The 18,949-nt window shown below is 72.6% G+C and carries 18 protein-coding genes and 1 pseudogene; 7 read left to right on the forward strand and 12 right to left on the reverse strand.

What is annotated here, in order from left to right:
- Positions 1 to 273: 273 nt before the first annotated feature.
- Together AB0J08_RS22170 and AB0J08_RS22175 are read right to left on the reverse strand one after the other, a co-directional pair.
- Positions 274 to 738 carry a hypothetical protein gene (locus tag AB0J08_RS22170; protein WP_360636789.1) on the reverse strand — a complete coding sequence of 155 codons (465 nt, stop codon included), beginning with the start codon at positions 736 to 738 and terminating at the stop codon, positions 274 to 276.
- A gap of 255 nt (positions 739 to 993) precedes the next feature.
- Positions 994 to 2,346: a M14 family metallopeptidase gene (locus tag AB0J08_RS22175; RefSeq protein WP_360636791.1), complete on the reverse strand. Its 1,353-nt coding sequence runs from the start codon at positions 2,344 to 2,346 to the stop codon at positions 994 to 996.
- Positions 2,347 to 2,656: 310 nt separating this feature from the next.
- On the opposite strand from AB0J08_RS22175, the gene AB0J08_RS22180 reads away from it, so the two are divergent.
- Positions 2,657 to 3,493 (forward strand): hypothetical protein, encoded by an 837-nt coding sequence (locus tag AB0J08_RS22180; protein ID WP_360636794.1) that lies wholly within the window; start codon positions 2,657 to 2,659, stop codon positions 3,491 to 3,493.
- A 54-nt stretch (positions 3,494 to 3,547) separates the two neighbouring features.
- Here AB0J08_RS22180 and AB0J08_RS22185 read toward each other — a convergent pair whose 3' ends face one another.
- The 7 genes from AB0J08_RS22185 to AB0J08_RS22215 all read right to left on the reverse strand — a co-directional run bounded on the left by AB0J08_RS22185 (position 3,548) and on the right by AB0J08_RS22215 (position 8,115).
- Complete coding sequence (locus tag AB0J08_RS22185) at positions 3,548 to 4,594, reverse strand: cytochrome P450 (protein WP_360636797.1); 1,047 nt, start codon at positions 4,592 to 4,594, stop codon at positions 3,548 to 3,550.
- Positions 4,595 to 4,674: 80 nt separating this feature from the next.
- On the reverse strand, positions 4,675 to 4,752 hold the full coding sequence (locus AB0J08_RS22190; protein ID WP_360637024.1) for a tryptorubin family RiPP precursor: 78 nt from the start codon (positions 4,750 to 4,752) through the stop codon (positions 4,675 to 4,677).
- Positions 4,753 to 5,257: 505 nt separating this feature from the next.
- On the reverse strand, positions 5,258 to 6,250 hold the full coding sequence (locus AB0J08_RS22195) for an aldo/keto reductase (RefSeq protein ID WP_360637027.1): 993 nt from the start codon (positions 6,248 to 6,250) through the stop codon (positions 5,258 to 5,260).
- Positions 6,251 to 6,424: 174 nt separating this feature from the next.
- Positions 6,425 to 6,754, reverse strand: coding sequence for a hypothetical protein (locus tag AB0J08_RS22200; protein WP_360636800.1), 330 nt, complete (start codon positions 6,752 to 6,754; stop codon positions 6,425 to 6,427).
- A 126-nt stretch (positions 6,755 to 6,880) separates the two neighbouring features.
- Complete coding sequence (locus tag AB0J08_RS22205; RefSeq protein ID WP_360636803.1) at positions 6,881 to 7,171, reverse strand: SHOCT domain-containing protein; 291 nt, start codon at positions 7,169 to 7,171, stop codon at positions 6,881 to 6,883.
- Between the two features lie 65 nt (positions 7,172 to 7,236).
- Entirely contained in the window at positions 7,237 to 7,686 is a 450-nt protein-coding gene (locus AB0J08_RS22210) for a DUF6325 family protein (RefSeq protein ID WP_360636806.1), read from the reverse strand.
- Between the two features lie 186 nt (positions 7,687 to 7,872).
- Positions 7,873 to 8,115: a hypothetical protein gene (locus AB0J08_RS22215; RefSeq protein ID WP_360636809.1), complete on the reverse strand. Its 243-nt coding sequence runs from the start codon at positions 8,113 to 8,115 to the stop codon at positions 7,873 to 7,875.
- Between the two features lie 381 nt (positions 8,116 to 8,496).
- Here AB0J08_RS22215 and AB0J08_RS22220 point away from each other — a divergent pair, with 381 nt between their 5' ends.
- From AB0J08_RS22220 to AB0J08_RS22230, 3 genes are all read left to right on the forward strand, one after another.
- Positions 8,497 to 8,838, forward strand: coding sequence for a hypothetical protein (locus tag AB0J08_RS22220; protein ID WP_360637030.1), 342 nt, complete (start codon positions 8,497 to 8,499; stop codon positions 8,836 to 8,838).
- A 174-nt stretch (positions 8,839 to 9,012) separates the two neighbouring features.
- Positions 9,013 to 10,635: an MFS transporter gene (locus tag AB0J08_RS22225; RefSeq protein WP_360636812.1), complete on the forward strand. Its 1,623-nt coding sequence runs from the start codon at positions 9,013 to 9,015 to the stop codon at positions 10,633 to 10,635.
- A gap of 273 nt (positions 10,636 to 10,908) precedes the next feature.
- The gene (locus AB0J08_RS22230; RefSeq protein ID WP_360637033.1) at positions 10,909 to 12,252 is read left to right on the forward strand and encodes an aminopeptidase P family protein; all 1,344 of its coding nucleotides are present in this window, start codon (positions 10,909 to 10,911) and stop codon (positions 12,250 to 12,252) included.
- A gap of 70 nt (positions 12,253 to 12,322) precedes the next feature.
- On the opposite strand, the gene AB0J08_RS22235 is transcribed toward AB0J08_RS22230, so the two are convergent.
- The 3 genes and pseudogenes from AB0J08_RS22235 to AB0J08_RS22245 form a co-directional block, all read right to left on the reverse strand.
- Complete coding sequence (locus AB0J08_RS22235; RefSeq protein WP_360636815.1) at positions 12,323 to 13,252, reverse strand: LLM class flavin-dependent oxidoreductase; 930 nt, start codon at positions 13,250 to 13,252, stop codon at positions 12,323 to 12,325.
- Positions 13,253 to 13,343: 91 nt separating this feature from the next.
- A pseudogene (locus AB0J08_RS22240) lies at positions 13,344 to 13,614 on the reverse strand (ATP-binding protein); the annotation flags it as partial.
- 60 nt (positions 13,615 to 13,674) lie between these two features.
- A complete protein-coding gene (locus tag AB0J08_RS22245; protein WP_360636818.1) occupies positions 13,675 to 14,406 on the reverse strand; it encodes an SDR family oxidoreductase in 732 nt (243 codons plus the stop codon).
- Positions 14,407 to 14,501: 95 nt separating this feature from the next.
- Between AB0J08_RS22245 and AB0J08_RS22250 the strand changes: the two genes are divergently transcribed.
- From AB0J08_RS22250 to AB0J08_RS22260, 3 genes are all read left to right on the forward strand, one after another.
- Positions 14,502 to 15,350, forward strand: coding sequence for a LysR family transcriptional regulator (locus AB0J08_RS22250; protein WP_360636821.1), 849 nt, complete (start codon positions 14,502 to 14,504; stop codon positions 15,348 to 15,350).
- A 260-nt stretch (positions 15,351 to 15,610) separates the two neighbouring features.
- On the forward strand, positions 15,611 to 17,353 hold the full coding sequence (locus tag AB0J08_RS22255) for an acyclic terpene utilization AtuA family protein (RefSeq protein ID WP_360636824.1): 1,743 nt from the start codon (positions 15,611 to 15,613) through the stop codon (positions 17,351 to 17,353).
- Positions 17,350 to 18,948, forward strand: a complete 1,599-nt coding sequence (locus AB0J08_RS22260; RefSeq protein ID WP_360636827.1) for a carboxyl transferase domain-containing protein — start codon at positions 17,350 to 17,352, stop codon at positions 18,946 to 18,948. Before AB0J08_RS22255 ends, AB0J08_RS22260 begins: the two co-directional genes overlap by 4 nt.
- The last annotated feature ends 1 nt before the right edge of the window (position 18,949 follow it).

Here is an 18,949-nt window from a genome sequence, read left to right on the forward strand (position 1 = left end):
CAAGCCGTTCACCTGGACCAAGACCGCCGATGAGATCCTCGACTCCCTCGCCCGCTTCTGCCGACGGATCTCCGGCGCAGGACACTAGTGCCGCGTCAGGCGACCGGTGCCCGTCGGGGCGAAGGCCGCCTGACGCGGCAGTAGTTCTGCTTGCCCGGCCGGGTGTGCGCCCGGCCGGGCGGGGACCGGCCCGTACCGGAGGCCGGAAGGACGGACAGCGGTGGGGCCGCGCTCGTCAGCGCAGGCTCCCACCGCTGTCCGCTGCCCGTTCCGTCAGCAGTTCACCGGGATCTCGGTGGTGACGGGGTTGGCGAGCCATCCGGCGGAGGCGACGGAGAACGAGGCGTGCACGGTCGAACCGCAGGCCACCGCTCCGTGGACGCCCTCGACCAGCACCGGCTGGCTCTGGAAGGTCAGCGTCTGCTGCGTCGTGCCGAGGGTGAGTCCGCCGGCGGCGCTGCCGGTCAGGACGACCTCGAGCTGCTGCGGCCGGGGGAGCGGGCTGCCGGGGCTCGGCGGGCCGGCCAGGCCGATGTGGCCGGTGAACTCGACGTTGTCTCCGCTCACCGTGGCGCAGATCTTGGTCGCCAGACCGGCCTGCAGGCCGTAGTTGTCGCAGATCACCGTGGGGGCGTCGGTGGCGCCGGAGGCGGTTGCCGCACCGGCCGGAGCCGCGACGACCAGAGCCGTTCCCAGGGCGACCGCAGCGGCGGCCGTCGTCAGGATCTTGCGAGTCATGGGGAGCCTTCTCCTGTGTGAAGGGGCCCTCCCGGTCCATCCGGGAGGTCGTTGCAATGTGATATTTCACTATGCTCCTTGACCTGAGGAGTCGTCAAATTGAACGCCACAAGACGAGTTGACAGAGGAATGTGGTCCTCCGACGGCGCGAACGGCTGCGGAGTGCAGGTGGGGCGGAAGTGAAAGAAGGGCGTGTACCGGACGCGGCACCGGCCGGAGTCCCGGGGGGCTCCGGCCGGTGCGCGCATTCCGGGCTCAGGTCGCGATGCCGCAGTACTGCTGCTGCTTGCCGATCGCGCGGTACATGCAGTCGGCCGTTTCCACCAGCCGCAGCACTGCCTCGCGGTTGCGGCTGGTCTCGCGCCCGATCACCTCGTCGGGCGGGTAGAAGCCGCTGCTGCCGTTCGGGCCGGGGTACATCTCGAAGGTGTAGGCGAAGATCCGGTGCGCGCCCCACAGCCAGTCGTCGATCGCGCCGTCGGTGATGTAGAGGTCACTCGACTGCTCGGGCGTGTAGCCGTTGGTGCCGGCCATGGTCTTGCCGAAGGTGGCGAAGGTGTTGTACTCGTCGGCGGTCATCCCGGTGGCGGTGTTGGCGGTGGTCCAGCCGAACGGCCAGAGCACCAGCTGGCTGTAGGTGTGGAAGTCGATGGCCGCGGTGATCTGCTGCTTGCCGCCGACCACCCGGGTGCGGACGAAGTCGGCGACCACCTTGGTCTCCCTGGCGGACTCGGGGGCGGTGCCCCGGTAGGTCTCGCTGGAGGTGGAGCCGGAGGAGCCGCCGCAGCAGCCCCACTTGTAGTCCCAGTTGCGGTTCAGGTCGGTGCCGGTGCTGCTGCTGCCGGCGTTGGGCTGGCGGTCCTTGCGCCAGCTCCGGTAGCGGCCGGTGGCGATGTCGTACTCGCCGCCGTCCGGGTTGACGTCGGGGACCACCCAGATCTCACGGCTGTTGACGGCGTTCGCGATCCGGCTGTCGGTGGCGTACTTGTCACCGAACTCGTGCAGCAGGTAGAGCGCCATCTCGACGGTGAGGTGCTCGCGGGCGTGCTGGTGGGCGGTGAACAGCACCTCGGGCTCGTTCTCGTCGGTGCCGACGTTGTCGCTGATCTTCACGGCGACGATCGCCCGGCCCTCGTAGGAGGTCCCGATGACGCGCTTGCTCATGATGTCGGGGTGCGCGGCCACGACGGCGTCGATGTCGGCGGTGGCCTCCGCGTAGTTGTGGTAGCCGGAGTCGGCGGACGGGAAGTCGTACACCGCTGCGCCGACGCTCTGTTCGCCGGCCCCGGCTCCGTACGTCGGGTCCGGCAGCGGGCTGGGGGACCAGCCGAGCGCGCGCAGGCGGTCGACCTCGGCGGCGGTGGCGGTGACCACCACCGAATCGGTCCGCACGGCGTCGACGGACGCGCCGGTGGCGGCGACGGCGGTGCGTTCGGCGACGGTGCGGGGGCCGTCGAGGACGTACTGCCGGACGGTGTCGGCCGCGGTGGCGGCCGTCGCGGCGGTGACCGGGTGGGCGATGGCCTGGGAGGTGAGGGGGGAGGCGAGTGCGAGGGCCAGCACGACGGCGGTGACCGCGGCGGGCTTCCCTCGGCGGGGCAGTCGCATGACTGTCCTCCTGTGGGGGATCCGTAGGGACGGAACGGGGGAGGAACTGCGGCGCGCGCGCCAGCATGATGGTCCGTCAGTGTCATGGATTCGTCAAGGAGGTGGGTGGTGGTGACCGCTGCCGTGGCCCCGGCGTCAGCCTGTCCCGCCGGCGGCGGCCCGGCGGTCGGGTGCCCGGTCTGCGCCGCACAGAGGCCGGCCCCACGATCTCTCCGTCGACCCCCGGACCCGCGCTGATCAGCGAAGACGGGGGTTCCGGTCGGCAGGCGGCGGTGGGTAGGTTGGTGGCCACCGACCGAGGAGTTGCCCCGTGCCCGCCCGCCCCAGCGTTCTCTTCGTGACCGATCTCGCCTACCAGGCCCGGGGCCGGCGGTACTGCGACGAGGACATCCGGCTGTCCGCCCGGCTCCGCGCGGACTTCGACATCGCCCTCTGCCACCCCTTGGACGCGGTCGCGCTGATGGACGGCTTCGACGCGGTGGTGGTCCGCAACAGCGGCCCGGTCCTGCACTACCAGGAGCAGTACGAGGCCTTCCGGACCGAGGCCGCGGCGCGTGGCACCCGGGTCTACAACCCGCTCTCCGGGCGGGGCGACATGGCCGGCAAGCAGTACCTGCTGGACCTGACCGCGGCCGGATACCCGGTGATCCCCACCGTCGACCGGGTCGAGGACCTCGGCCGGCTGCCCGTGTCGGCTCAGTACGCCGTCAAGCCGAAGGCCGGCGCGGACTCCATCGGCCTGACCTTCGTAGCCCCGGACCGGCTGGCCGGCCTCGCGTACGGCGACATCCTCGTCCAGCCGCGCGTCGACTTCCGCTACGAGGTGTCGTTCTACTTCGTCGACGAGGAGTTCCAGTACGCCCTCCACGCGCCCGATCCCGATCGGCGCTGGGTCCTGGAGCCGTACCGGCCCACCGACGCGGACCTCGGGTTCGCCCGGCGGTTCATCGAGTGGAACACCCTGGACCACGGCATCCAGCGGGTGGACGCCTGCCGCACCCGGGACGGTGACCTCCTCCTGGTCGAGCTGGAGGACCTCAACCCCTACCTGTCGCTGGACCGCGTCGCCGAGCCGGTCGGGGACGCCTTCGCCACCGCCGTGACGGCCTCGCTCCACCGGTTCCTGGCCACCCCGCTCGGAGGCTGAGGCGGCGGCCGCTCGGGGCCGGCCGGGGTCGAGCGGCCGTCCGGCCCCGGCCGGTCAGCGCCGGACCAGCCGCACGTCGCGGACTTCGAGCAGGCCGTCCAGCTCGACCCTGCCGACGGTCTGCGCCGGGTTCACCACGAGACCGTCCCGGCGCACGATGTCGAGGAGCCGTTCGGCCAGCGGCATCACCATGTGCCGCCCCCAGCAGCGCTCGTTCACATGGCCGAACGGGAGGTACCCGGGCTGGTCGTCGGGATCGAGGTCGCCCCAGCGTTCCGGGCGGAAGGCATCCGGGTCCTCCCAGAGGCTTGGGTCGCGATGGCTCAACAGCGGGAGTATCAGGAGGTCGTCCCGCGTGCCGATCCGGTCGTCCACGGCGGGGAACTCGGGGGAGGCCACCCGCAGGATGTTCCAGGACGGTGGCAGCAGCCGGAGCGCCTCCAGCAGGATGTCCCGGTTCGACTCACCGTCGTCGAAAGGCGATCCCAGCCAGAGCGCATTGGTGACGAGGGCGGACACGGTGAAACAGATCGGCGCGGCCACCCGCCGGTAGAGATACATCGCATAGCGCCGGTCGTCGTAACTCTCGGCATCCAGCACGCGGGCCGCCAGATTCGACAGCGGAACTTCCGTGCCGGGTTTTCCGAGCATGGCCGTCCCGGCCGCTACGGCCGCCCAGGTCAATTTCGGGGTGAGTTCCAGCCGGCGGTCCACGAGGACGCGGAACCGGAAACTCTCGCGGCCGAAAACGAGATCCCGGAGATAGACGTGGGCGACGTGCGGCCATTTCCCGGAGAGGTCGACCTCGTCGCCCAGGGGTTTCTTCAGGGCGGCTCGGACGTCGGCGGAGACGGCCTGCATGAGCGCGGACGCGTCCGTCCGGGAGACCGACCTGCCCTGGACGGGCTTGAAGGTCGGGCGCTCGGAATCGTTGGCGGGCCTGCCCCGGAGCAGGCTGTCCATCAGGTCGGCGCCGGCGACGCCGATGGTGTCGGGCTCCAGGCGGAAGAGGTCCGCCCCGCGGTACCGGCGGAGAAGTTCCTCGATCCGTGGTGCGAAGACGGTGGCCCGGGCGCTCCTGCCAGTGCTGGACATGGGCATCGGTGAACTCCAAGGGTGAAAGGCCCGTGCCCGGTGAGACGGGGCTCACCGGGCACGGACCCGGCAGGCGAACTACCCGATTAGATCCAGCCGTACCAGGAGTAGGCCTTCAGGCTCTTCTCCGGCATGACCTTCTTCACGAAGTGAACGAGCTTCATGACAGTACCTCCGTCTGACGATGAACCGGACAAGTCGTGCAATGACCCGACGGTTTGCGGTGGTTACTCGACAGAATTCTTCGATCCGCTTCCGTCGCCCAGCAGTGAAGCCCGGTGCGAAAAGAGCGTCAAGTGACGCAGCTCACTCGTCGAACGGGGGTGCCGGCAGGTTTCACGGCCGGCCGCCGCCCGATTGCCCGCGGAACGAACGAAATGGTCCGGCTTGGACGGATCGTGCTCATCGGGGCGGTTGTAAAGGCCGGCCGGTCGCGCGTCGGCGCTGGTCGGGGCCCCGTTCCGGGTGGCGGCCGAGTGAACGGAGCGCGTCCGGGGACCGGCGGTGGAGGGTCGGGGAGGTGCGACCGACGCCGACCGAACGTCAGGTCTGCCCGTTCGGGCACGGCGGGTGCCCTCACGGATCGGACCGCGGACCTCCCGGCCGAGGTGCACGGTCACGCCGTGGTCACCGGTGTGGGCGGGAGGTGGCCGGCCGCCCCGCGGCGGCTCACGCCCAGGGCAGCGCGGCGCGCGTGCGCCAGTACTCCTCGGCGGGCTCGGCGAGCGGGGCGAGCGCGGCCAGCTCCGCGGGAGCGAGGTCGATCCCGGCGGCGGTGAGGTTGGAGGCCAGCTGCCCGGGGGTGGCCGCCCCGGAGAGCACCACGTCGGCCCAGGGGTGGGCGGTGGCCGCGGCCAGGGCGAGCGCGTCGCAGGAGGCGCCGGTGCTGGCGGCCAGAGCGCGCAGCGCGGCGGTGCCGGGGCCGGTGGCGTTGCGGTCGGCGAGGCGCCCGTTGGCCATCCCCTCCTTCACCACCACCAGCCAACCCGCCGCGTGCGCCTCGGCCAGGGCCGGCCCGGCGGACGGCTCCAGCAGGTTCCAGGTGGACTGGACGGCGGTGAACAGCGGCCGGCCCGCCACCGTCACCTCCAGCGCGGTCCGGACGGTGGCGGCCTGCGCCGGGCCGCTGGTGGAAAGGCCGATCCGGACGCCCTCGGCGGCCAGCCCCGCCAGCCGCGCGTGCAGGGCGGGGTCGGTGAGCGCCGGGCTGTCGGGGGTGACCGAGTGCACCAGGTACACCTGCAGCCGCGTGCCCAGCAGCGCCCTGGTCTCCTCGATCTGACGGTCGAACACCGCCGTGGAGTGCTCCTTGACCTCGTGCACCGGTACCCCGGAGGTCTGCCAGTCGGCGGTGTAGGTGTAGCCCCACTTGCTGGCGACCACCACGTCGGAGGCGGCGGGCCGGGCCGCGAGCCACTGGCCGAGGAACTCCTCGGCCCGGCCGTACGACCGGGCGGTGTCGAAGTACCGCACCCCCGCCGCGTAGGCGGCGTCGAGCAGGGCGTGCGTCCGCTCCCGCAGCGCCTCGACGCTGCGCCCGGCCGGCAGGTCGAGGTCGCGCCCGAGCGTGATGTAGCCGGGCCGCCCGACGGCGGCGGTACCCAGGCCGAACCGCGCGAGCGACGGTCCGGCGGCGGGTCCGGTGACGGGTGCGGTCGGCATGGCGAGGGTCCCTTCGGCGGTACGGGCGCGGTGGCGGTGATCGTCCATCCGCATCCGAACCCTAGCTTCCGCCGGCGGACCAGCCCTGACCTGGCCCGACCCGTGCCCAGGCCGCCCGGCCCGCCCGGACCCGGCGGCGCGTGGCCCGCCCCCGGTCCCTCAGGGCCGGGGGCGTCAGCTGTACCAGGAGGCCTCGGACAGCCGTGCCCGGTGGGGCACGTCCCGGGCGGGCATGGGCAGGCGGGTGTCGCCGTCGACCAGGGTGGCGGCCGGGACGCCGCTGACCGCACCCGGCAGGTCCACCTCGACGGTGATCGGGAGCGGCGGGTCGGTGGGCAGCGTCGTGCTGATCGCACTCGGCTGGGCGTGATGGCCGTGGACCTGGCCGACCGCGACCTCCTTGCCGTCGACCAGCAGCTCCAGCTGCCGCGTTCCGGCCAGCCGGACGCCGACGGTGACCGAGCAGCCGGCGTACTCGCAGTGGAAGTGGTACTCGCGGCTCATGGGACCGCCTCCCTGTCGCGGCGGACGTGGATGACTCGTCTCCATCGTGGCACCGGTGGGTCGGCGAGGGCGGGCCCCGGGCGCCGGCGCCGGCCCGGCCCGCCGGCCCGGGCCGGTCGCGGTCGGTCAGGAGCCGAGCAGACGGGCCTTCTGTTCCGCGAACTCCGCCTCGGTGAGCAGACCTTGGTTCTTGAGCTCGCCGAGCTGCTTGAGCTGGTCGAGTTTGGCGGCCATGTCGTCGGGCGCGGCGGCCGGTGCCGCGGCGGGTGCGGGCTGGGGGGCGGGCTGCGCCGGAGCCTGCACGGCCTCCTGCTGGGCCCAGCGGCCGGCCTGCCGCCGGGAGACCCGGTTGGAGACCGCGGTCGCGGTCCCGGCGACGACGGCGGTACGGGCGACGCCGCGAAGAAGTCCTGGCATGGGAATCTCCTTGACTCTCGAGGTGGGCCGACTCCCGGGGCGGGCCTGCCGGCCGTCCGGCGGGTTCAGCTCCCGTCCTTGCCCTCGGCCGCTTCGAGGGAGGCGAGGATCGCCTGGACGGGGATGCGGCCGTCGGCGACCAGGCGTCCTCCACCGCGCCGGAGGGCGGCGGCGAGGGGACCGGCCCAGGCGTTCTCGTAGACGAGGATGCCGGCGGAGCTGCCGGGTGCGAGGACGGCGCCGGCGTTGGCGATGTCCTCCTCGTCGAGCAGCCCCGAGGAGGCGCCCTCGAAGACCGCGAGGTCAAGTTGGCCGTCACCGGTGAGGTCGGCGAGTTCGATCCCGGTGACCGAGCCGTCCGTCTCCTTGCGGATGAAGACCAGGTCGAGGATGCGGATGATGCCCCGGTCGACGAGGTCGACCAGCAGCGGCAGCCCCTCGCCGGTCATCCGGCTGCCGGGGAACTCCACGACGATGTAGTCGATCGGTCCGGTCTCGTTCAGCTCGTCGCTCACGTCGGCTCCTCTCCGGTCGACCGGACGGAGGTTGCCGGCCGACGCCGTGGCGGTGCGCGCCCGGGAGGGTGGCACGGGCGGGACCGCTCCCGCGGCTCCCACTCCTGCCATTCCAGCAGTGCCCGTACCACCGCGCATCTCGGCTCGGTGCCGGTGCCGACCCCGGTGGCGTCGGGCGCGGGGCGTTCAGGCGCCGGCCGGCGGACCGGTGCCGGAGACGCCGCCCGGGCCCGAGGAGGAACCGGAGGCGGCGGAGGGGGTGCCCGGGCCCGGGTCGGTGTCGAGGAAATCCCGGATCGGGAAGGCCGAACAGCACCTCGCGCAGGGCCCCACCATGCGGCGGCAGGCGGTGCGAATCGCGACGGCGGCTCTGGAGGGCCCGATCAGCAGCGCGCCCAGGGCCGTCACCACGGCCACCGCGAAGACCACCCTTCCTCTGGAGTCGAGCGCACGTGGCTGTAGCTCGCCGCCAGCAGAGCCGCGCTCGTCCCGGCCCACCAGCGGGAACAGCCGTACGACTGGTGGCCGGTGGCTGCGGGGCCCCGCACCCCGACGGTGCCCGGGCGAGCGAGCCGTCGGCCTCCCGGCACGGGGCGCGCGTCCGGCAGGGCTGTGGAACGCTGGAACGTGGAGCCGCTGTCGGGCCCGGACCGATGGGCCCGCGCGCTCCCCGAGAGTTCGGAGGCCCCCATGGCCGGAAACCTCAACCCCCCAGCCGCAGGCGCCAACCCGCCACCGTCCGCAGGCGTCGCCACCGGTTCCTCCGGGCACCTGCTGCGGTCCGGCTGGATCGTGCTCGCGGCGGTTCTCATGATCTTCGGCGGGACGATGGCGATCTTCGAAGGGATCGCGGCCATCGCCAAGGACGACCTGTTCGTCCGGACGAGCGACTACGTGTTCCGCTTCAACCTGACGGGTTGGGGCTGGATCCACCTGATTCTCGGCATCGTCATCGTGCTGGCCGGGGTCATGGTGTTCACCGGAGCCGTCTGGGCGCGCGCCGTCGGCGTCGTTCTCGCCGGGCTGAGCCTGATCGCCAACTTCCTGTGGCTGCCGTACTACCCGTTCTGGGCCATCGTCCTGATCGCCGTGAACATCTTCATCATCTGGGCCCTGTGCGCGGGGACGCTGCGAGGACGGGACGTGGTCTGACGCCGGGGCGCGGGGCGCGGGGCGCGGGGCGTCGGGCGTCGGGCAGCGGGGCGTCCGGCGTCCGGCGTCCGGCGTCCGGCGCCCGGTCCCGGGGGCGGCGGGTCGCGGGCCAACCGGCTGACATCGTGGTGCGTCGCGCGGCCGTGCTCCGCGGCCGCTGGGACGATGCCGCCCATGGCATCCAGAGCAGGCACTGACGGCGGGTCCGCCGCGACCGGGCTCGTCCTGCCGACCCTCGCGGCCGGGCAGTTCCTGATGGCGCTCGACAGCTCCGTCATGAACGTCTCGATCGCGACGGTGGCGGACGACGTGGGGACGACGGTCGCCGGGATCCAGGGCGCGATCACCGCGTACACGCTGGTGATGGCGATGTTCATGATCCCGGGAGGCAAGGTCGGGGCGCTGATCGGCCGCCGGCGGGCGTTCATGATCGGCTGCGTCATCTACGGCTGCGGATCCCTGACGACGGCGCTCGCACCCAATCTGCCCGTACTCCTGTTCGGCTGGTCCTTCCTGGAGGGGATCGGGGCGGCGCTCATCCTCCCGGCGATCGTGGCGCTGGTCGCCGGCAACTTCGCCGCCGAGCGCAGACCGGCCGCCTACGGGTTCGTCGCCGCGGCGGGAGCCGTGGCGATCGCGCTGGGGCCGCTCATCGGCGGTGTCGCGACGACGTACTTCTCCTGGCGCTGGGTCTTCGCCGGCGAGGTCGCCCTCGTGTTCGCCATCCTGGTGTTCGCCCGCCGGCTCGCCGACGCCCCGCCCGGCGATCGCGCCCGGATCGACCTGGTCGGCACCCTGCTCTCGGCACTCGGGCTCGGGCTCTTCGTCTACGGGGTGCTGCGCTCCAGTGCGTGGGGGTGGTTCCTGCCCAAGCCCGGCGCGCCCGCCTGGTTGGGCATCTCGCTCACCGTGTGGATGCTGCTGGCCGGTCTGCTGCTGATCCGGCTCTTCCTCCACTGGGAGGCCCGGGTGGTGGCGCGCCGCGGCGACCCGCTGGTCGATCCGGAACTGCTCCGCAACCGCCGGCTCACCGGCGGCCTGACGATGTTCTTCTTCCAGTACTTCATCCAGATGGGCGTGTTCTTCGTCGTCCCGCTCTACCTGTCCGTCGCCCTCGGCCTGTCCGCGCTGAAGACCGGCGCCCGTCTGCTGCCGCTGTCGCTGACCCTGTTGGCCGCCGCGATCCTGATCCCTCGTCTGTTCCCCGATGTCTCACCGCGCAGGGTGGTACGGCTGGGGATCCTCGCCCTGCTCGCGGGCGCCGTCGCCCTGCTGGCCGCGCTGGACGCGGACGCGGGTGCGGAGATCGTCACCGTGCCCCTGCTGCTGATCGGGCTCGGGATGGGCGCGCTGGCCTCCCAGCTCGGAGCCGTCACCGTGTCCGCCGTCCCGGACGAGAAGAGCGCGGAGGTCGGCGGCATCCAGAACGCCGTCACCAATCTCGGCTCCTCGATCGGTACCGCCCTCGCCGGCTCGATCATGATCGCCACCCTGACGAGCTCGTTCCTGACCTCGGTCGAGCAGAACCCGGCGGTTCCGGCCGAGGTCGCCGGCCAGGCGGCCGTCCAGTTGGAGAGCGGCGCGCCCTTCCTGTCGGACGTCCAGCTCCAGGCGGCGCTGGACGAGGCCGGTACCAGCCCGGAGGTCGCGCAGGCGGCCCTCGACGCGAACGCCGCCGCCCGTCTCGACGGTCTGCGCGCCGCCCTCGCCGTCCTCGCCCTGACCGCCCTCGTCGCCCTGTTCTTCACCCAGCGGATTCCGGACACCCAGCCCGGCGGCGACGCGGCGCCGGCGTAGGCACGGGGCCGCCCGGTCCTACGGCACGGGCGGTCCGGGTCCTACGGGCACGGTGCTGGGAGGCTGCCCGAGGACGCCCCGGTCGGCGGGGCTGTGGCCGCTCCGGCTCTGGTCGTGTGACATGTGAAATGGTAGTTTCTCCGTGAATCGGACCACGGTGATCGGAGACGAGTGGTGGAGCAGCAGGACCGGGCGCGCGGTACCGGGAGTCACGATCGCGCGGTGTCGACCGCGTTGGCCGACTGCCTCCAGCAGGGGTGGGCGGACACCGGTGTGACGCTGCCGCCCCTGCCCGGGGCGGCCTTCGCAGCCAAGCGACGCGCGGCGCTCTCCGAGCGGTTCCCCGGCGAGCGGATCGTCGTCCCCTCGGGCGGGCTCAAGGTCCGGAGCAACGACTTCGACTACACCTTCCGCCCGCACTCCGCGTTCGTCCACCTCACCGCCGAGCAGGGGACGCAGGCCGTCCCCGACAGCGTCCTCGTCTTCGAGCCCACCGGGAGCGGGCACGAGGTCACCCTGTTCACCCGGCCGCGCTCGCCGCGCGACGGCGGGCCGAACAGTGCGGAGTTCTACAGCAGCCGGCAGCACGGCGAGTTCTGGGTCGGGCGGCGCCGGACCCTGTCGGAGACCACCGACGCCGTCGGCGTCCAGGCCGCCGCGCGGGACGACCTGGAGCGGGCGCTCGCCGGGCACGTCCCGACCCGGGTGGTGCGCGGGGAGGACGCGCTCGTCGACTCGCTGGTCCGACCGGCCCGCGAGGCCGAGGCCGAACTGCTCACCTACCTCTCGGAGTCACGGCTGGTCAAGGACGAGTGGGAGGTCGAGCAGCTGCACACGGCCGTCCGGTCCACGGTGGCCGGCTTCCACGACGTCGTCGGCGAGCTGCGCCACGCCACGAGCCTCGCGCGGGGCGAGCGCTGGATCGAGGGCACCTTCAACCGCCGGGCCCGCCTCGACGGTTACGGCCTGGGGTTCGAGACCATCGCGGCGGCCGGCGCGCACGCCTGCGTCCTGCACTGGATGCACAACGACGGCCCGGTGCGGGAAGGCGACCTCCTCCTGCTGGACGCCGGCGTCGAGGCCGACTCCTTCTACACCGGCGACGTCACCCGGACGCTGCCGGTCGGCGGACGCTACACCGACGTCCAGCGCCGGGTGTACGACCTGGTCTTCGCCGCCCAGTCGGCGGGTATCGCCGCCCTGCGGCCCGGCGCCCGTTACGGCGCCTTCCACGACGCGGCGATGAGCGTGATCGCCGAGGGCCTCGACGCCTGGGGCCTGGCGCCCGACGGCGGGCAGTCCCTCGCCGAGTCCGGCCTGTACCGTCGGTTCACCGTCTGCGGTTCGGGCCACATGCTGGGCCTCGACTGCCACGACTGCGCCGGCGCCCGAAGCCAGACGTACCTGGACGGCGTCCTGGAGGCCGGCCACGTCCTGACCGTCGAGCCCGGCCTGTACTTCCAGCCCGACGATCTGACCATCCCCGAGGAGCTGCGCGGGATCGGTGTCCGGATCGAGGACGACTTCCTCATCACGGCCGACGGTGCGCAGTGGATGTCGTCGGGCCTGCCGCGCGAGGCGGACGAGGTCGAGGCCTGGATGGCGTCGCTGCGCTGACCTCGGGCGCCCGCCCGCCCGCCAGGGCGGGTGCCGGGCGGGGCGGGGCGGGTGCGGGCGGGTGCCGGGCTCAGGGCAGGAGGGCACCGCCGCCGCGGCTCGCGGGCGCGATCTCCTCCAGGACGTGCGCGGGCGTGGCGAAGACGCCGGACTCGCGCGGGTAGTGGACCACGAGCTCGGTGAAGCCCAGCTCCGCGCAGCGCCCCACGACGTCCTCGAAGGCCGCTGCCGACCGCATCGTCGGCAGCGGCGAGAACCCGGTCAGCAACGTGCGGCCCAGCGACTTCGGGTCGCGGCCCTCCTTCTCGCACGCCGCGTCGAGGCTCTCCAGCCGGTCCGCGAGCGCGGCCCAGGTCGAGGCCTCCGTCCGTTCGACGTCCTTCGGCACGTCGGCGTCGTCGGTGACGGCCCAGTCCGCGCCGTACCGCGCCACCGTCCGCATGCCGAGCGGGCCGCTCGCCGCCAACAGGAACGGCACCCGGGGCCGCTGGACGCACCCGGGCTCCAGCCGGGCGTCGATCGCATCGAAGTGCCGGCCGCGGAACGTGGTCCGCGTCCGGCCCTCGGGCGCCCCGGTCAGCAGCAGGTCCAGCAGCTCCACCGACTCGCGGAACCGGCCGCCGCGCTCCTTCACCGACCAGCCCCTGCCGGGTTCGCCCTGGCCGAGCACGATGCCGTCGGCGTCGGGCGCCCCGGCGCCGTAGCCGAGGACGAACCGGCCCCCGCTGATGGTGTCCAGCGTCATGACGTCCTGGGCGAGCGGCACCGGGTGGCGGTAGTTCGACGACGACACCAGGGTGCCGAGCCGGATCCGGGAGGTGGCCGTGGCGGCAGCCGCCAGCGTGGGCACGGCGCCGTACCAGGCGCCGTCCGGCAGCCCGCCCCAGCTGACGTGGTCGTAGGAGTAGGCGGCGTGGAAGCCCAACTCCTCGGCGTGGCGCCACATCGGGGCCGCCTCGGGAAACGGCCGGTCGGGCAGGATGCAGACGCTGATGCGCACGGTGGACTCCAGATCGTCGGTCGGTGCTTCGGTCCCGCTGCTCGACGACCTCGGCCTCGCCGTGCAGCCACGTGCGGGCCGCCTCGGCCTAGGGCCCGACGTAGCGAGACGGAAGGGGGCCGAGAAGAGTATCCCCGAGGATGCGCTCGCGCAGGGTGTCCTGGTCGGCATGGAGGACGAAGTGCCTCACTGGAGTGCCATGGTGGGAGAGGCCTGTGCTGATCTCGCGCCAGTACTGCTCGACAGGACGGTCATGGGCACCACCAGCGTGCCGCCGGTGAGTCGAGTACGCGGCGGGCGGTCTCGACCACAGGTGGCCGCCATGGCGGCCAGTACTGGAAGTTGTCCGTCGAGGGCAGCCCGGCTGCTTGCACCCTACGGTGAATTGCCGTTCACCCGGCGGGTGATGACCGCCGCGCACATCACCAGGGCACTACTCCAGCGTCTTCGAAGAACTTGCCGGTCGGGCCGTCGTCGGGCAGGGTCGCGAGTTTGATGGCGATCTCCGCGCCCTGTGCGGGGGAGCGCACGCCGCGGAAGCCGTTGAGGTCGGTCGCGACGTAGCCGGGGCAACCGACGTTGATCAGGATGTTCGTGTCGCTCAACTCCCGGACGTACTGGAGGGTGACGGCGTTCAGGAAGGTCTTCGACGGCGAGTACGCTGCGGCCACCGGCCCCGTCGTCAGCTCAGCGGCGGTTCCCGACTGCCGAGTCAGGGAGCCGACGCTGCTGGACATGTTCACGATCCGCGGTGAGGCGGAGCGGCGCAGCAGCGGCAACATCGCGTTGGTGACGCGGATGACGCCGATCACGTTGGTCTCCACGACCGTCCGGATGGTGGCGGGATCGACCTTGGTGGGCTCCTGCGGCATGCCGCCGGCGACGGCGGCGTTGTTGACGAGCACGTCGAGGCGCCCGGCCCTTTCTTCGATCAACCGTGCGGCGGCGCTCACGCTCGCGTCGTCGGTCACGTCCAGCGGTACGCCGAACGCCTCGACGCCGCACGCTCGCAGCTTCTCCACCGCGGCTGCACGGCGCTCGTCGTCGCGGGCGCCTACGCCGACTCGCCAGCCGAGGGCACCCAGGCCCACGGCGATCTCGTAACCGATTCCCTTGTTGGCGCCGGTGACCAGCGCAATCGTTCGTTCGCTCATGGGGACCATGCTGCCCTCGGGCCCCGGCGGGGGTCCAAGACCGATCGGGTGGCCGACGATACCGTCCGGGTATTGATCCGGGATAGCGTGGCGCCATGGAGACCCGGGAACTGCGATACTTCGTCGCCGTCGCTGAGGAACTGCACTTCGGGCGCGCCGCGCAGCGGCTCGGGATCGCGCAGCCGCCCTTGTCGCGGGCGATCCAGCAGCTCGAACGCCGAATCGGGGCGGCACTGCTGGACCGGACCAGCCGCACCGTCACGCTGACCGAGGCGGGCTCGGTGCTGTTGGTCGAGGGCCGGGCGGCCCTCGACGCGGTCGACGCCGCCGAGCGCCGGACCCGCCGCGCCGCCCTTTCCGCGACCGGCCGTCCCGGTCTGGCCCTGGTCGCGAAAGCCAGCGCGTCCCGCGAACTGCTGGCGAAACTGCTCGACGCCTACGCCACCGAACCCGACGCGGTCCCCGTCGACGTCATCCTGTGCGGCCCGGCCGAGCAGCAACGGCTCCTGCGCGACGGCCGGGCCGACGTGGCGCTGCTGCACCGGCCGTTCGACTCGACGGCCGGGTTCCACACCGAAGAACTCAGCACGGAGGGCCAGGTGCTGGTCCTGCCAGCCGGGCATCCGCTCACCGCCCGGGCCCATGTGCACATGGCCGACATCACCGGGCTGCCGGGCCTGCCCCTGCCACGCTGGCCCGACCCCGACGGCACCTACCCGCCCGGCCCCGGCCCGCAGGTCCGCGACCACGCGCAGTTGTTGCAGCTCGTCGCGCTCGGCCGTGCTTGCGCACTCTCACCGGAGTCGTGCCGAGCCCAACTGCACGGTGACCTCGCCGCCGTGCCCGTGCTGGATGCGCCGACGGTCACCACCGTGATCGCCTGGCCGCCGCACAGCCGGTCCAGAGCCGTCGCCGACCTCGTCCGGACTGCGACACGTCTCTAGTGGTTCCCACATGCCTGGCCGGGTTCCACCTGTCGCGTCCCGGCTCATTCGCCACTCGCCGTAACGAGACCGGCGAGCCGCCACCTGTCGGTTCCAACCGCCTATCAGTTCCAGTCACCGTCGTCGCCCCGGGAGGAGGAGGTAGGCAGTGCGGTTCGGAAAACAAGCAGGCGTGATTGCTTTTTCTTCGTCCCGGTGCCACGCTGCTGCCCGACGGCAAGCGTGGCAGGCGTTGGGCCACCGGTAGGGGAGGCGCACCTGTGGGGTCGCGTTCGGTACTGCGGATCGGCAACGCGTCGGGCTTCTACGGGGACCGCTTCTCGGCGGTTCGCGAGATGCTCACGGGTGGGCCGCTGGACGTTCTGACCGGGGACTACCTGGCCGAGCTGACCATGCTCATCCTGGCCCGGGACCGGCTCAAGGATCCCTCGCTCGGCTATGCGAGGACGTTCCTGCGGCAGATGGAGGAGTGCCTCGGCCTGGCGCTGGAGCGCGGGGTGCGGATCGTGGTCAACGCCGGCGGGCTCAATCCGGCCCGACTCGCGGACGCGATACGCGAGTTGGCGCGAAGTCAGGGACTGTCGCCCGCCGTCGCCCACGTCGAGGGGGACGACCTGCTGCCCCGCCGGGCCGAACTCGGGCTCCCCGAGGGCCTGCTGGCCGCCAATGCCTACCTCGGCGCCTTCGGCATCGCCGAGTGCCTCGCCGCCGGGGCCGACCTGGTCGTCACCGGCAGGGTCACCGACGCGGCGTTGGTCGTCGGCCCGGCGATCGCCCGATTCGGCTGGGGCCCGGGGGACTTGGACGCGCTCGCCGGTGCCGTGGTGGCCGGGCACGTACTGGAGTGCGGCGCGCAGGCGACCGGCGGCAACTACGCGTTCTTCCGCGAGCACGACGTCACCCGGCCCGGCTTCCCGATCGCCGAGCTCTCGGCGGACGGCTCCAGCGTCATCACCAAGCACCCGGGCACCGGCGGCGCCGTCACCACCGGGACCGTCACCGCCCAACTCCTCTACGAGACCGGCGACGCGCGTTACCTCGGTCCGGACGTCACGGCCCGGCTGGACACCGTGCGGCTCACCCAGGAGGGACCGGACCGGGTCCGGATCCACGGCGTGCGCGGCGAGGAGCCGCCGCCGACCCTCAAGGTCGGGCTGAACCGGCTCGGCGGCCACCGCAACGAGGTGGTGTTCGTCCTGACCGGGCTGGATGTCGAGGCCAAGGCCGCATTGGTGCGGCAGCAGTTGACCGACGCGCTGGCACCCCGGGATCGCCCCGCCGAGCTGCGCTGGACCCTCGCCCGCACCGACCACCCCGACGCCGCAACCGAGGAGAGCGCCTCCGCGCTGCTGCGGCTCACCGCCCGGGACCGCGACCCGGCCAAGGTGGGGCGAGAACTCGGTAAGGCCGCAGTGGAGTTGGGGCTGGCCGGCTATCCCGGGTTCCACCTCACCGCGCCGCCCGGGGCGGGCTCGCCCTACGGGGTGTTCACCGCCGCGTACCTCGACGCCAAGACGGTGGAGCACACCGCGGTACTGCCCGACGGGCGGCGGATTGTCGTGCCGCCCGCGCCGGTCACCGGCCCGGCCGAACCGCTGCCGGCGTCTCCGCACCCCGATCCGGCGTCACCGCACCCCGACCCGGCGCTGCCGGCGCCGCCGGAGGCCGGTCCGACCGTCCGGGCGCCGCTCGGCCGGGTGGTCGGAGCCCGCAGCGGCGACAAGGGCGGCGACGCCAACCTCGGTGTCTGGGCCCGCGACCCGGCCGGCTGGCGCTGGCTCGCCCACACCCTCACCGTCGAGCGGCTGCGCGAACTGCTCCCGGAGACAGCCGAGTTGCCGATCACCCGACAGCTGCTCCCGCATCTTCGCGCGGTCAACTTCACCATCACCGGCCTGCTCGGCGAGGGCGTCGCCGCCCAGCACCGGTTCGACCCGCAGGCCAAGGCGCTGGGGGAGTGGCTGCGCTCCCGCCACCTCGACATCCCGGAGGCGCTGCTGTGACCGTCCTGCCCACCCGCCTCGACCCGGCCGGCGCCGACTACGCCGAGCACCGTGCCGCGATGCTCGCCAGGCTCACCGAGCTGGACGCCGAACACGCCAAGGCGCTGGCCGGCGGCGGACCCAAGTACGTCGAACGACACCGCGGCAGGGGGAAGTTGCTGCCGCGTGAGCGGATCGAGCTGCTGATCGACCAGGACTCGCCGTTCCTGGAACTCTCCCCGCTCGCCGCCTGGGGCAGCGACCACCCGGTCGGTGCGGCGCTGGTCACCGGGATCGGTGTGATCGAGGGCGTCGAGTGCGTCGTCACCGCCAACGACCCCACCGTGCGCGGCGGGGCCAGCAACCCCTGGACGCTTCGCAAGGCCCTACGCGCCAACGAGATCGCCCTCGCCAACCGCCTCCCGGTGGTCAACCTGGTCGAGTCCGGCGGCGCCGACCTGCCCAGCCAGAAGGAGATCTTCATTCCCGGGGGCGCCCTCTTCCGCGACCTCACCCGGCTCTCCGCGGCCGGAATCCCCACCGTGGCGGTGGTGTTCGGCAACTCCACGGCCGGCGGCGCCTACGTGCCAGGGATGTCCGACCACACCGTGATGGTGAAGGAACGGGCCAAGGTCTTCCTGGGCGGTCCGCCGCTGGTCAGGATGGCCACCGGCGAGGAGTCCGACGACGAGTCGCTCGGCGGCGCCGAGATGCACGCCCGTACCTCCGGCCTGGCCGACCACTTCGCGGTGGACGAGCCGGACGCGCTGCGGCTGGCCCGGCGGATCGTCGCCCGGCTCAACCACCGCCGGCCGGGCCCCGGCCCGGACCCGCTCGCCGAGCCGCCGAAGTACGCCGAGGACGAGCTGCTCGGCATCGTCCCCGGCGATCTCAAGATCCCGTTCGACCCGCGCGAGGTGATCGCCCGGATCGTCGACGGCTCGGACTTCGACGAGTTCAAGCCGCTCTACGGCACCAGCCTCGCCACCGGCTGGGCCCGGCTGCACGGCTACCCGGTCGGCATCCTCGCCAACGCGCAGGGCGTGCTGTTCAGCCCGGAGTCGCAGAAGGCCGCGCAGTTCATCCAACTGGCCAACCAGCGCGACATCCCACTGCTGTTCCTGCACAACACCACCGGCTACATGGTCGGCAAGGACTACGAGCAGGGCGGCATCATCAAGCACGGCGCGATGATGATCAATGCCGTCGCCAACTCCACGGTGCCGCACCTGTCGGTACTGATGGGTGCCTCCTACGGCGCCGGTCACTACGGCATGTGCGGGCGGGCGTACGATCCGCGGTTCCTGTTCACCTGGCCGAGTGCCAAGTCGGCGGTGATGGGCCCGCAGCAGCTCGCCGGGGTGCTGTCGATCGTCGCCCGGCAGTCCGCAGCGGCCAAGGGGCAGCCGTACGACGAGGACGCCGACGCCGCGATCCGGGCGATGGTCGAGCAGCAGATCGAGGCGGAGTCGCTGCCCGTCTTCCTCTCCGGCCGGCTCTACGACGACGGGGTGATCGATCCCCGCGACACCCGGACCGTGCTCGGCCTCTGCCTCTCCGCGATCCACAACGCGCCCGTCGAGGGCGCGCGCGGCTACGGCGTCTTCCGCATGTGAT

It is taken from the genome of Kitasatospora sp. NPDC050463, assembly GCF_040655255.1.
In the GTDB taxonomy this organism is placed as follows: domain Bacteria; phylum Actinomycetota; class Actinomycetes; order Streptomycetales; family Streptomycetaceae; genus Kitasatospora.

Excerpts from the sequence above, each read along its gene's own strand:
- AB0J08_RS22250 (WP_360636821.1), top strand. The coding sequence starts at position 14,502 with ATGGAGACCCGGGAACTGCGATACTTCGTCGCCGTCGCTGAGGAACTG.
- AB0J08_RS22200 (WP_360636800.1), bottom strand. The coding sequence starts at position 6,754 with ATGAGCCGCGAGTACCACTTCCACTGCGAGTACGCCGGCTGCTCGGTC.
- AB0J08_RS22245 (WP_360636818.1), bottom strand. The coding sequence starts at position 14,406 with ATGAGCGAACGAACGATTGCGCTGGTCACCGGCGCCAACAAGGGAATC.
- AB0J08_RS22170 (WP_360636789.1), bottom strand. The coding sequence starts at position 738 with ATGACTCGCAAGATCCTGACGACGGCCGCCGCTGCGGTCGCCCTGGGA.
- AB0J08_RS22205 (WP_360636803.1), bottom strand. The coding sequence starts at position 7,171 with ATGCCAGGACTTCTTCGCGGCGTCGCCCGTACCGCCGTCGTCGCCGGG.
- AB0J08_RS22225 (WP_360636812.1), top strand. The coding sequence starts at position 9,013 with ATGGCATCCAGAGCAGGCACTGACGGCGGGTCCGCCGCGACCGGGCTC.
- AB0J08_RS22175 (WP_360636791.1), bottom strand. The coding sequence starts at position 2,346 with ATGCGACTGCCCCGCCGAGGGAAGCCCGCCGCGGTCACCGCCGTCGTG.
- AB0J08_RS22195 (WP_360637027.1), bottom strand. The coding sequence starts at position 6,250 with ATGCCGACCGCACCCGTCACCGGACCCGCCGCCGGACCGTCGCTCGCG.
- AB0J08_RS22220 (WP_360637030.1), top strand. The coding sequence starts at position 8,497 with ATGATCTTCGGCGGGACGATGGCGATCTTCGAAGGGATCGCGGCCATC.
- AB0J08_RS22190 (WP_360637024.1), bottom strand. The coding sequence starts at position 4,752 with ATGAAGCTCGTTCACTTCGTGAAGAAGGTCATGCCGGAGAAGAGCCTG.
- AB0J08_RS22185 (WP_360636797.1), bottom strand. The coding sequence starts at position 4,594 with ATGCCCATGTCCAGCACTGGCAGGAGCGCCCGGGCCACCGTCTTCGCA.